Genomic DNA, 12650 nt, shown 5'->3' with positions numbered 1-12650 from the left:
TCTACGAGCCTAGGTGATGAACGCGACCGGCATCGAACCCAGGACCGTCGAACGGCCGAAAGCGTCGGGGCCGTTCGCACGATGTACGAACGGCCCCGACGAAGACCTCGGTTGCCTCACACGGCCCTTACAGGTACTGCCCCGTGTTGGACTCGGTGTCGATCGCGCGCGACGCACTCGCGTTCTTGCCGGTGACCAACGTGCGGATGTAGACGATGCGTTCGCCCTTCTTGCCGGAGATGCGCGCCCAGTCGTCCGGGTTGGTGGTGTTGGGCAGGTCCTCGTTCTCGGCGAACTCGTCGACGATCGAGTCGAACAGGTGCTGCACCCGCAGACCCGGATTGCCCGATTCGAGAACCGACTTGATCGCGTACTTCTTCGACCTGTCGACGATGTTCTGGATCATCGCGCCCGAATTGAAGTCCTTGAAGTACAGAACTTCCTTGTCCCCGTTGGCGTACGTGACCTCGAGGAACCGGTTGTCGTCGCTCTCGGCGTACATACGGTCGACGACCCGCTCGATCATCGCGCGTACGCACGACGGCCGATCTCCGCCGAACTCGGCGAGGTCGTCGGCGTTGACCGGCAGCGAGTCGGTCAGGTACTTCGAGAAGATGTCCTGTGCCGACTCCGCGTCGGGACGCTCGATCTTGATCTTCACGTCGAGACGGCCGGGGCGAAGAATGGCCGGATCGATCATGTCCTCGCGGTTGGACGCGCCGATGACGATGACGTTCTCGAGACCTTCCACGCCGTCGATCTCGGCGAGAAGCTGTGGTACGACCGTGGTTTCGACGTCGGAGGACACACCCGACCCGCGCGTGCGGAAGATGGAATCCATCTCGTCGAAGAACACGATGACCGGCGTTCCCTCGGACGCCTTCTCGCGCGCACGCTGGAAGATCATCCTGATGTGACGCTCGGTCTCACCGACGAACTTGTTGAGCAGCTCGGGGCCCTTGATGTTCAGGAAGTACGACTTGGCTTCCTTGGCATCCTGGCCGCGCGCCTCGGCGATCTTCTTCGCGAGCGAGTTGGCGACTGCCTTGGCGATCAGCGTCTTACCGCATCCCGGCGGGCCGTACAACAGCACACCCTTCGGAGGCCGGAGCGAGTACTCGTGGAACAGATCCTTGTGCAGGAACGGCAATTCCACCGCGTCACGAATCTGCTCGATCTGCCTTCCGAGGCCGCCGATGTCCTCGTAGCCGACGTCGGGCACCTCCTCGAGCACGAGGTCCTCGACCTCCGCCTTGGGAACGCGTTCGAATGCGTAGCCGGCCTTCGTGTCCACGAGCAGTGAATCGCCGGGCCGAAGCCTGCGCGACGGCTCACCGGGATCGTCGGGGCCCTCGTCGTTGGCCATGTCGAACAACGGCTTGGCCAACCACACCACACGTTCTTCGTCCGCGTGACCGACCACCAACGCCCGCGAGCCGTCACCCAAGAGCTCGCGAAGCGTACTGATTTCACCGACCTGCTCGAACGAACCTGCCTCGACGATGGTCAGCGCTTCGTTCAGCCGGACGGTCTGCCCCGATGCGAGCGTGTCGGTCTCGATGTTCGGCGAACACGTCAACCGCATCTTGCGCCCGGACGTGAACACGTCGACGGTGTCGTCCTCGTGGACGGTCAACAGAATTCCGTAGCCGCTCGGCGGTTGTCCCAGGCGGTCGACCTCTTCGCGCAGCGCGATGAGTTGCTGGCGTGCCTCCTTGAGGGTGTCCATCAACTTCGAATTGCGCAAAGAAAGCGAGTCGACGCGCACCTCGAGTTCGCGTACGTGTTCAGGCGATTCGCCCAGTTGACCCAGCTGTCGACGCAGCGACGCAGCTTCGGCGCGCACGTTGTCGAGTTCCGCTCTGGCCGCGGCCGAATCCGGATTGTCTGTCGAGCTCATGAGCGACTCCTCCCAGTCCGATCAGTCAACGCTACCGGCACGGCGGCAAAAGTGCGTGTGGACACGATCCAGTGGTCTCGTATGCCCCGGTTCGAGCCATCCGAACCCTGAGTCGCGTCATGTTAGCCTCGCCTGACCACCTGCGATTTCTGCATCTCGAGGGAGAGACTTCACCAGTGAAAATGTTCAAGGTCACAGCAGCGGTCGTGTCCGTCTCGGGGGCACTCCTGATCGCCGGGTGCAGCTCCGGCGACGACACCGATCATGCGGATCACACGACGACTGCCGCGGTCACCTCCGGAACCGATCAGTCCTCGGCCGAGAACGTCGCAGCTCCGACCGTCGACGAGTTGACCGCGTCGCTGAACCTGCTCGTCGACCCGCAGGTCGACGCGACGACCAAGGCCGCGACCGTGGAAAACGGTCAGGCTCGGCTGGCGAACCTCGAGCAGATGACGGCCGCCCTCGCGAACTACGGGGACATCACCTTCCAGGTCGACGAGCCGACGGTCGAGGGCGAGACGGCGACCGCGCCGGTCACGATCGCGACCGCACGAGGCACGACCGCTCCGACGCCGAACACGTGGGTACTGATCGACGGCAAGTGGAAGGTGTCCGACGCGAGCGCATGCCAGATCCTCGCCATGGGACAGGCGCCCTGCGTCTAGAACCCGGAGTCCATCTGCCGGTGCGCGTGATCGACACTTGCTGTTCTCAGCCCTTGCCGGAGCGACGCTGCGGCTTGGGCGTCACCGTCCCCGCCGCGAGCTTTCGCGCGCTGACGAGGAAGGCCGTGTGCCCCTGCATCCGATGTTCGGGGCGCACGGCGAGGCCTACGACGTGCCATCCGCGCACGATCGATTCCCACGAGCGCGGCTCGGTCCAGCATTCCTGCTCGCGCAGGGCTTCCACGACGCGGGACAGCTGCGTGACGGTCGCGACGTAGACGATGAGCACGCCGCCCGGGACCAACACGTCGGCGACGGTGGGCAGCGCGTCCCACGGAGCCAGCATGTCGAGAACGACGCGGTCGACGGTCTCCCCCGGCCGGTCGTCGGCGAATCGGCTGATGTCCGCGACGGTGAGTTCCCAGTTGTCGGGCCGCTCGCCGAAGAACGTCTCGACGTTCTTGACCGCGTAGTCGGCGTGGTCCTGGCGGATCTCGTAGGAGATGACGGTGCCGCTCGGTCCGACGGCGCGAAGCAGCGAGCACGTGAGCGCACCCGACCCTGCACCGGCTTCCAGCACGCGAGCCCCGGGGAACACATCCCCTTCGTGCACGATCTGCGCCGCGTCCTTCGGGTAGATCACCTGCGCGCCGCGCGGCATCGAGAGAACGTAGTCGGTCAGCAGCGGACGAAGAGCGAGGTACGGCGTGCCGTTCACCGACGTGACGACGCTGCCCTCGTCGGCGCCGATCAGCGCGTCGTGTGTGATGCCGCCGCGGTGGGTGTGGAATTCCTTGCCCGCGTCGAGAACGACGGTGTAGTGACGTCCCTTGCCGTCCGTCAGCTGAACGCGGTCACCGACACGGAACGGGCCGCTGCGGGCCGGACCGGTGTGGTGCGCGAGACTCTCGTCGTGTGACTGGGTCTCGTCGTGTGACTGGGTCTCGAGGTGGGACTGGGTCTCGTCCGAAGACATGCTCTCGTCCGAAGACACAGCAGTTCTCTCTTTCGTCGGTGCTCGCGGAGGTCGTGTCGCCTCGGAAGTGGACGACGACTCGACCAACCAGATTACGTGCCTCCACGATCGTGTCGGACGACGGGCTTAGTCTGCGTGGTGTGAGTATTACCGATTCGCTGCCGATGGAGCTCTCCGTCGGATCGACTGCCCCGGACGCGTCGGACCCTTCTCGACGTAGCAGGCCCGCACTGTCCCCCTCCCGCGCCAACGACTTCAAACAGTGCCCGCTGCTGTACCGCTTCCGTGCGGTCGATCGCATCCCGGAGAAGTCGACCACCGCACAGGTCAAGGGAACCGTCGTTCACGCAGCACTGGAAGCGCTGTACGGAATGCCCAGTGCGACACGAGATTCGGCGACGGCAGTCGAGCTCGTCGACCCAGCGTGGGAACGCGTCGTCGCCGAGTCTCCGGACATTGCGGATCTGCTCACTCCTGCCGAACGTGCCACGTTGCTCGACCAAGCACGAGCACTCGTCAGCGGCTACTACGAGATGGAAGATCCCACTCGGTTCGAACCCGAGTCGTGCGAACAGCGCGTCGAGATCGAGCTCGCCGACGGCACTCCCCTGCGCGGTTTCATCGACCGGATCGACGTCGCGCCCAACGGCATGGTTCGCGTCGTCGACTACAAGACGGGCCGTGCGCCCAGCGGTTTCACCGAGGCCAAGGCGCTGTTCCAGATGAAGTTCTACGCGCTCGTGATCATGCGGATGCGCGGCATCGTTCCCGCGCAGCTCAAGCTGATGTATCTCGCGGACAAGAAGTCGTTGACGTACACCCCCGACGAGGGCGAGTTGCTGCGCTTCGAGCGCATGCTGTCCGCGATCTGGAAGGCGATCATGACGGCGGGCGAGACCGGCGACTTCCAACCCCGTCGCGGAACGCTGTGCAAGTGGTGCGATCACCAGCCGCTGTGCCCGGAGTTCGGCGGAACTCCGCCTGCGTACCCCGGTTGGCCTACCGGAGGCGACCGATGACACCGAGTCCAGCGACCGCCGACGCGTTCTACGTTCCGCTCGGCCCGAACGAGCGCGGCCACGAGGTGTTCCGCACCACCGAACGAACCGTCAGCCTGTGGGCACCCACGATGCAGCACGGCGCGCCCCCGTCTGCTCTGCTGGTCCGAGCGCTGGGGCGCGTGGCGCCGCGTCCCGACATGCAGCTCACGAGGGTCGTCGTCGAGTTGCTCGGCCCGGTTCCCATCGCAGACATCGAAGTTCGCGCGTGGATGGAACGCCCCGGGTCGTCCATCGAACTCGTCGTCGCCGAGCTGTGGGCGCGTACGAGTTCCGGTGTCGACCGAGCCGTCGCCAGAGGAACGGCGTGGCGCATGGCCACCGCGGACACATCCGCCGTCTCGTCCGCCGCAGACACGCCGCTGAAACCGTTGTCCGACGCCGCTGTTCACACCTGGGGCGGCACCTGGAAGTCCGGTTACCTCGACAACGTCGAGATGCGCGCGCTCACCGAGTTCGGCGTCGACGGGCCCGGTCAGGTGTGGGCGCGTCCGAAACCCGCTCTCGTGGAGGGCGAATCGATGACTCCGATGGAGCGCTTGTTCTCGATCGCGGACATCGCCAACGGAATCGGCGCCAAGATCGACATCGACCGATGGACGTTCCTCAACACCGATCTCACCGTGCACGTGTTTCGGGAACCGGTCGGCGAATGGGTGGGCGTGTCCGCCGAAACATCCACCGGCCCCGACGGATTCGCGATGTCCGCAGGAGTGCTCCACGACGAACACGGACCCGTCGGACGGATCGCTCAGACGGTGCTGGTACGACCTCGGTGAGGTGTCGACATTCCGGTGATCAGAACGCCCGACAGGACCTGATGTCCGACGCCAGAATCGCTTTCGCGCCGAGCTCGGCGAGATCGTCCATGACGGAATTGTGGGCCTTCCGAGAGACCATGGCGCGCACCGCAATCCAGTTCTCGTCGGCCATCGGCGACAACGTCGGCGACTCGATTCCCGGCGTGATCTTCACAGCCTCGTCGAGAATGGCCTTCGGGCAGTCGTAATCCAGCATCAGGTACTGCTGCGCGAACACGACACCTTGAATGCGGGCGATCAGCTGCTTCCGAGTTCGGTCGCTGCTGTCGCTACCGTCCCTCCCGTCGCCGCCTGCTCGTTCGATCAGCACACCCTCGGAATCGCACAACGACTCACCGAATGCGACGAGATTGTTCTGCCGCAGCGAGCGACCGGATTCGACGACGTCGGCAATTGCGTCGGCGACACCCAGCTGGATGGAGATCTCGACGGCACCGTCGAGCCGGATGACCGTCGCCTCCATTCCACGCGCTGCGAGGTCGGCCTTCACCAGATTGGGGTACGACGTCGCGATGCGGAGGCCGGCGAGGTCGTCGGTGGACCAGTCCTTGCCCTGCGGTCCGGCGTAACGGAAGGTCGAACGCCCGAATCCGAGAGACAGAAGTTCCTCGACGGGAGCTCCTGAGTCGAGCGCGAGATCGCGGCCGGTGATGCCCAGGTCGAGCTGGCCGGAACCGACGTAGATTGCGATGTCCTTGGGGCGGAGGAAGAAGAATTCGACGCCGTTGGCGGGGTCGAGGACGGTGAGGTCCTTGGAGTCGCTTCGACGCCGGTAGCCGGCTTCCTTGAGAATCTCTGCGGCGGATTCGGAAAGAGCACCCTTGTTGGGAACTGCTACGCGCAACATGACGATGTCCTTATGTGAGAGAAGTCCGATGGAGGAGAACCTGCTCACAGATGTCGGTAGACATCCTCCAGCTTCAGCCCGCGACCCACCATCAACACCTGAACCCAGTACAGCAGCTGGGAGATCTCCTCGGCCAGCGCGTCGTCGCCCTCGTGTTCGGCGGCGATCCAGACCTCGCCCGCTTCCTCGATGATCTTCTTCCCTTGAGCGTGCACACCTGCATCCAACGCGGCCACGGTGCCGGAACCCTCGGGACGGGTGGCGGCACGGTCGGTGAGCTCGGCGAACAGTGAGTCGAAGGTCTTCACGGTGGATGATTCTTTCATGACGCTGGATTCGTGACGCGGCCGACGCCTCTCATCACTGTTCACGCCGGTCGTGCGTCGCGCCAGGCCGACCGAAATCCTGCATCGGTGAGTCCCACCAACGACTCGCGGACGACGTAACCCGGCCGCGCGTCCACCGACACCTCGGACGGCACGAGCAGCACCGAACAGCCTGCCCGGTGCGCCGAGAGCGATCCCGTCGGCGAATCCTCCACTGCCAGACACGACGACGGTTCGAGACCCAGCAGCGAGGCCCCACGAAGGTACGGCGCAGGGTGCGGCTTACCTTCCTCGACTTCGTCTCCGCTCACGGTGAAGTCGAAGTACTCGCGACCGATCGTCTCCAACGCGTTCTCGACGAGGCCGCGTTCGGTGTTGGTGACGAGCGCGGTCTTCAGGTCCATGTCGCGGGCCAGCTGCAGCGCATCCTTGGCACCCGGTCGCCACGGGATGCCTTCTGCGAACAGAGTTCCGACGCGGTCGGTCAGCCAGTCGCGTCCGCGTTTCAACGATTCGTCGGTGACCTCGGTGCCGGTATGCGCGAACACCTTCGTCAGCGCGCCGCGCATCGAGTTGCCGAGGGTGCTCTCACGGACCTCGGCCGTCAGCTCACGCCCCAGCTCGAGCGACAGCTCGGCCACCGCGACGTCCCAGATCTTCTCCGAGTCGAGCAGTGTGCCGTCCATGTCCCACAGAACAGCGAGCAGAGTGTTCTCAGACATTGAAGTACTTGGCCTCCGGGTGGTGAAGCACGAATGCGTCGGTCGATTGTTCGGGATGCAGCTGCAGCTCTTCGGACAGCTTGACGCCGATTCGCTCCGGTTCGAGCAGGGCCGCAAGCTTGATGCGGTCCTCCAGATCGGGGCACGCGCCGTAGCCGAACGAGTAACGCGCACCACGGTATTCGAGCTTGAAGAACCCTTCCGGGTTCGTCGGGTCGTCGGCCGCGACACTGGTCCCGCCTGCCAACTTCAGCTCCTCGCGGACGCGGCGGTGCCAGTACTCGGCGAGCGCTTCGGTGAGTTGCACTCCGATGCCGTGCACTTCGAGGTAGTCCCGGTACGAATCGGATGCGAACAGCTGATTCGCGAAGTCCGCGATCGGCTGGCCCATCGTCACGAGGTTCATCGGAAGCACGTCGACCTGACCTCGCTCGCGCGCCGATTCGCGTGACCGGACGAAGTCGGCGACACAGAGGAACCGGTCGCGCTGCTGGCGGGGGAACGAGAAGCGGAATCGCTCCGGTGCGTCGGGCTCGGGTTCGGTGAGCACGACGACGTCGTCGCCCTCGGAGACCGCTGGGAAGTACCCGTACACGAGCGCCGCGTGCGCCAGGATGCCGTCGGTGCTGAGGCGGTCGAGCCAGTAGCGCAGGCGCGGTTTGCCTTCCGACTCGACGAGATCCTCGTACGTCGCGCCCTCACCCTTGCGTGCGCCCCGCAGACCCCACTGGCCGAGGAACAGTGCCCGCTCGTCGAGCAGACCGGCGTACTCGGTCAGCGAGACACCCTTGACGATGCGCGTGCCCCAGAACGGCGGCACCGGCACCTCGATGTCGGCCGCGACGTCGGAACGATCCGGCACGACGACGGGAGTCTCGGCCGCCTTACGCTGCTCGGCGATTCGACGCGACCGCTCGTGGCGCGCCTTGCGCTCCTCGGCTTTCGCCTTGGCCTCCAACGCTTCCGGACTGTCGGGCGCAGGGCCCCCACCGCGCTTCGTGGTCATGATGGTGTCCATCAGGCGCAGACCCTCGAACGCATCGCGTGCGTAGTGGACCTCGCCCTCGTACACGTCCTGAAGATCGTTCTCCACGTAGGACCGCGTCAATGCCGCGCCGCCCAGCAGCACCGGGAACTGCTCGGCGACTCCCTTGTTGTTGAGTTCGATCAGGTTGTCCTTCATGACGACCGTCGACTTCACGAGCAGACCGGACATGCCGATGACGTCGGCACGCTTGTCGAGCGCAGCTTCGAGGATGGTCGAAATCGGTTGCTTGATACCGAGATTGACGACCTCGTAACCGTTGTTGCTCAAGATGATGTCGACGAGGTTCTTGCCGATGTCGTGCACGTCGCCCTTGACGGTGCCGAGCACGATGCGACCCTTGCCGTCGTCGTCCGTCGCCTCCATGTGCGGTTCGAGGTACGCCACGGCAGCTTTCATGACCTCGGCCGAGGCGAGCACGAACGGCAGCTGCATCTGACCGGAGCCGAACAGTTCGCCGACGGTCTTCATGCCGGACAGCAACGTCTCGTTGATGATCTCGAGCGGCGGCTTCTCGGTCATCGCAGCATCGAGATCGGCGTCGAGTCCGGCGCGTTCGCCGTCGACGATGCGACGTTCGAGGCGCTCGAACAACGGCAGGCGTGCCAGTTCCTCGGCGCGAGACTCGCGGGCGGACGCGGCCGACACCCCCTCGAACAGCTGCATGAGCTTCTGCAGCGGGTCGTAGTCGTCGGTGCGCCGGTCGTACACGAGATCGAGAGCCGTCTCGCGTTGCTCGTCCGGAATCTTGTTCATGGGCAGAATCTTCGACGCGTGCACGATGGCCGTGTCGAGGCCCGCTTCGGTGCACTCGTGCAGGAAGACCGAGTTGAGCACCTGCCGCGCAGCAGGATTCAGGCCGAACGAGATGTTCGACAGACCCAGCGTGGTGTGCACGTTCGGATACTTCGCCTTGAGCTGCCGAATGGCTTCGATGGTCTCGATGCCGTCGCGTCGGACCTCTTCCTGGCCGGTCGAGATGGGGAACGTCAGCGTGTCGACGATGATGTCCTCGTGGCTCAGACCCCAGTTGGTCGTGATGTCCTCGATCAGTCGGTCGGCGACGCGCACCTTCCACTCGGCGGTACGAGCCTGGCCCTCCTCGTCGATGGTCAGCGCGACGACAGCGGCACCGTGTTCCTTCACCAGCGTCATGATCTTGTGGAAGCGCGAGTCGGGACCGTCACCGTCCTCGTAGTTCACCGAGTTGACCGCGCTGCGCCCACCCAGATGCTCCAAGCCTGCCTGCAGCACCGCGGGCTCGGTCGAGTCGAGCATGATCGGCAGCGTGGACGCCGTCGCGAGACGTGACGCGAGCGCGGCCATGTCGGCGGCGCCGTCGCGGCCGACGTAGTCGACGTTGAGGTCGAGCATGTGGGCGCCGTCGCGGGTCTGATCCTTGGCGATGTCGAGGCACTTCTCGTAGTCCTCGGCGATCATCGCCTCACGGAAGGCCTTGGATCCGTTGGAGTTGGTGCGCTCGCCGATCATCAGGATGCTGGCGTCCTGTTCGAACGGAACGGCCGTGTACAGCGACGACACACCGGGCTCCGGGGCGGGCACGCGGTCGGCCTTGGTCACACCGTGCACGAGGTCTGCGACCTGACGAATGTGCTCGGGCGTCGTACCGCAGCAGCCGCCGACGAGCGACAGGCCGTACTCGCTGACGAACGAACCGAGAGCCGTCGCCAGCTCAGGTGCCGTCAGCGGGTATTCGGCGCCGTTCGCGCCCAGCGTCGGCAGGCCGGCGTTCGGCATGACCGACACGGGAAGCGTCGAGTGCTTCGACAGGTGACGCAGGTGCTCGCTCATCTCGGCGGGACCCGTCGCACAGTTGAGACCGATCATGTCGATGCCGAGCGGCTCCAACGCGGTCAACGCTGCGCCGATCTCGCTGCCGACCAGCATCGCTCCGGTGGTCTCGACCGTGACGTGGGTGATGATCGGGATACGGACGCCGAGCTTGTCCATCGCGTTCTGGCTGCCGATGATGGCCGCCTTGACCTGGAGCAGATCCTGGCAGGTCTCCACCAGGATCGCGTCGGCGCCTCCGTCGATCATGCCGAGCGCTGCCTCGGTGTACGCGTCGCGGAGCGAGGCGAACGGCGCGTGACCCAGGGTGGGCAGCTTCGTGCCCGGACCCATGGATCCGAGGACGAACCGGTCCATGCCGTCGCGTCCCTTGCCCATCTCGTCGGCGGTCTCACGGGCGAGACGGGTGCCCTTCTCGGCGAGGTCGCGGATGCGGTCGGCGATGTCGTAGTCGGCGAGGTTCGGCAGATTGCAGCCGAACGTGTTGGTCTCCACCGCGTCGGCACCTGCCGCGAAGTACGCCCGGTGGATTTCGCGCAACACGTCCGGGCGGGTCTCGTTCAGGATCTCGTTGCAGCCTTCGAGACCCAGGAAATCGTCGAGCGTCAGATTCGCGTCCTGCAACATCGTTCCCATAGCGCCGTCGCCGATCACAACGCGAGAACGAATCGCATCCAGCAGGCCGGTTCTATGTAGCGCAGGCATCCCTACAGAGTAGAGGGCAAGGCGCCGCGGCCACGACAGCGCTGCCTGGTCGTAGTCTGTCGTGGTGAGTCCCCGAAACCGCGACGGCAACTTTCCCGCCGACAACGACGACAACATCGACGCAGAGCGCGACAAATCGGACAGCGCAGCCGAAACGCTACTGGATGCGGTCTCCACCGCTGTGTCGAACGCAACACCGTTTTCGCCGGTTTCCGAGCTCGTCGACGACGACGAGATGCCGCTGCCGACGCTGCGCGACCCGATTCTGGTGGCTGCGTTCGAAGGCTGGAACGACGCGGGCGACGCCGCGAGCGGTGCCGTCGAACACCTGGAACTGATCTGGGACGCGAGTCCGCTCGCGGAGCTCGACTCCGAGGATTACTACGACTACCAGGTCAACCGACCGACCATCAGGCAGGTCGACGGCGTCACCCGCGAGATCCAGTGGCCGTCGACGCGTCTGTCGGTGTGTTCTCCCCCCGGAAGCGCCCGCGACATCGTTCTGCTGCGCGGTATCGAGCCGAACATGCGGTGGCGTAGCTTCTGCGACGACCTGTTGGAGTTCATCGAGCAGCTCGGCGTCGACACCGTCGTCATCCTCGGCGCGCTCCTGGCCGACACGCCGCACACCCGCCCTGTTCCCGTCACCGGAAGCGCGCACAGCGTGGAGGCGGCCGAACGGTTCAATCTCGAACAGACCCGCTACGAAGGTCCGACCGGCATCACCGGAGTTCTGCAGGACGAGTGCGTCAAGGCAGGCGTACCCGCCGTGTCGTTCTGGGCCGCGGTTCCCCACTACGTCTCGCAGCCGCCCAACCCGAAGGCAACGGTTGCGTTGCTCCAGCGTGTCGAGGAAGTACTCGACATCGAGGTGCCGCTCGGCGAGCTCCCCACCCAGGCAGAGGATTGGGAGGAAGCCGTCACCGAGATGACGAAGGAGGACGAGGAGATCAGCGAGTACGTCCGCAGCCTCGAGGAGCGCGGCGACGCCGAGGTCGACATCACCGACGCCATCTCCAAGATCGACGGTGACGCCATCGCCGCCGAGTTCGAACGCTATCTCCGTCGGCGGGGTCCCGGCAGCTTCGGTCTGTGACGGGTACTCGACCCCAGGACAGACCTCGATCCGAACGTCTTCGCGTCGCTGCGCTGTACTCGGGAGGCTTTCTCGGCCCGTTCGGCGGCGCACTGGTCGCGTCGATGCTTCCCGAGATGGGTGACTCGCTCGGTGTCTCCACCGGGTCCGCGTCGTCGTCGTTGACGGCGTATCTGCTGCCGTTCGCGCTGACGATGCTCGTGTCGGGCACGCTCGGCGCCAGGTGGGGACGCCTGCGCACGGTCCGGATCGCCTACGGCGTGTACACACTCGCGTCCATCGTCTGCGCGCTGGCGCCGACGCTCCAGATTCTGCTCGCGGCGCGAGTGGTGCAGGGATGCGGAAACGCGTTCACGACGCCTCTGCTGCTCGCAACCCTCGCGGCGGCGACCCCTCGTGAACGTCTCGGCCGAGTTCTCGGGACGTTCGGCGCGCTGCAGGCGGCAGGGCAGACGAGTGCGCCGCTCGTCGGTGGGGTGGCTGCACAGTTCGACTGGCGCTACGCGTTCGTCGTGCTGGCGGTGGTGTCGGCGGTTCTCGGTCTCGTCGGCCTGCCGCGCACGGATGACGCGACGTCGGCAGCGCCGCGCGAACGGCTCCGCGACGCACTGCGCCCGCATGTGGTGCGTATCGGGTTGGTCGCGCTGCTCGGGTGGGGCGCGCTGGGTGGGCTG

11 protein-coding genes are annotated in these 12650 nt (G+C 65.4%); 5 read left to right on the top strand and 6 right to left on the bottom strand.

Going from position 1 to position 12650, the window contains the following annotated elements:
• Window positions 1–127: 127 nt before the first annotated feature.
• A complete protein-coding gene (gene arc / locus RhoFasB10_RS18180; protein ID WP_068424141.1) occupies window positions 128–1900 on the bottom strand; it encodes a proteasome ATPase in 1773 nt (590 codons plus the stop codon).
• 182 nt (window positions 1901–2082) lie between these two features.
• Between arc and RhoFasB10_RS18175 the strand changes: the two genes are divergently transcribed.
• Complete coding sequence (locus tag RhoFasB10_RS18175; protein ID WP_068424143.1) at window positions 2083–2568, top strand: hypothetical protein; 486 nt, start codon at window positions 2083–2085, stop codon at window positions 2566–2568.
• Between the two features lie 46 nt (window positions 2569–2614).
• Here RhoFasB10_RS18175 and RhoFasB10_RS18170 read toward each other — a convergent pair whose 3' ends face one another.
• The gene (locus RhoFasB10_RS18170; protein WP_068424145.1) at window positions 2615–3544 is read right to left on the bottom strand and encodes a tRNA (adenine-N1)-methyltransferase; all 930 of its coding nucleotides are present in this window, start codon (window positions 3542–3544) and stop codon (window positions 2615–2617) included.
• A 140-nt stretch (window positions 3545–3684) separates the two neighbouring features.
• On the opposite strand from RhoFasB10_RS18170, the gene RhoFasB10_RS18165 reads away from it, so the two are divergent.
• Together RhoFasB10_RS18165 and RhoFasB10_RS18160 are read left to right on the top strand one after the other, a co-directional pair.
• On the top strand, window positions 3685–4563 hold the full coding sequence (locus tag RhoFasB10_RS18165; protein ID WP_167677781.1) for a RecB family exonuclease: 879 nt from the start codon (window positions 3685–3687) through the stop codon (window positions 4561–4563).
• Window positions 4560–5381: a thioesterase family protein gene (locus RhoFasB10_RS18160; RefSeq protein WP_167677779.1), complete on the top strand. Its 822-nt coding sequence runs from the start codon at window positions 4560–4562 to the stop codon at window positions 5379–5381. Before RhoFasB10_RS18165 ends, RhoFasB10_RS18160 begins: the two co-directional genes overlap by 4 nt.
• A gap of 19 nt (window positions 5382–5400) precedes the next feature.
• On the opposite strand, the gene hisG is transcribed toward RhoFasB10_RS18160, so the two are convergent.
• The 4 genes from hisG to metH are packed head-to-tail and all read right to left on the bottom strand — an operon-like array spanning window position 5401 to window position 10880.
• Window positions 5401–6270, bottom strand: coding sequence for an ATP phosphoribosyltransferase (gene hisG, locus RhoFasB10_RS18155; protein WP_068425873.1), 870 nt, complete (start codon window positions 6268–6270; stop codon window positions 5401–5403).
• A gap of 44 nt (window positions 6271–6314) precedes the next feature.
• A complete protein-coding gene (locus RhoFasB10_RS18150; RefSeq protein ID WP_174551393.1) occupies window positions 6315–6596 on the bottom strand; it encodes a phosphoribosyl-ATP diphosphatase in 282 nt (93 codons plus the stop codon).
• Window positions 6597–6637: 41 nt separating this feature from the next.
• The gene (locus RhoFasB10_RS18145; protein ID WP_114329465.1) at window positions 6638–7318 is read right to left on the bottom strand and encodes an HAD family hydrolase; all 681 of its coding nucleotides are present in this window, start codon (window positions 7316–7318) and stop codon (window positions 6638–6640) included.
• The gene (gene metH, locus RhoFasB10_RS18140; RefSeq protein WP_068424153.1) at window positions 7311–10880 is read right to left on the bottom strand and encodes a methionine synthase; all 3570 of its coding nucleotides are present in this window, start codon (window positions 10878–10880) and stop codon (window positions 7311–7313) included. Before metH ends, RhoFasB10_RS18145 begins: the two co-directional genes overlap by 8 nt.
• 235 nt (window positions 10881–11115) lie before the next feature.
• On the opposite strand from metH, the gene RhoFasB10_RS18135 reads away from it, so the two are divergent.
• On the top strand, window positions 11116–11976 hold the full coding sequence (locus RhoFasB10_RS18135; RefSeq protein ID WP_114329706.1) for a PAC2 family protein: 861 nt from the start codon (window positions 11116–11118) through the stop codon (window positions 11974–11976).
• The coding region (locus RhoFasB10_RS18130; RefSeq protein ID WP_167677777.1) for an MFS transporter at window positions 11973–12650 on the top strand (678 nt) is incomplete at its 3' end. The genes RhoFasB10_RS18135 and RhoFasB10_RS18130, both read left to right, overlap by 4 nt.

The organism is Rhodococcus sp. B10, from assembly GCF_011770055.1.
Classification (GTDB): Bacteria; Actinomycetota; Actinomycetes; order Mycobacteriales; family Mycobacteriaceae; genus Rhodococcoides; species Rhodococcoides kyotonensis_B.
Note: the sequence above shows the minus strand (reverse complement) of the source record. Positions and strands in the feature narration are given on the sequence as shown.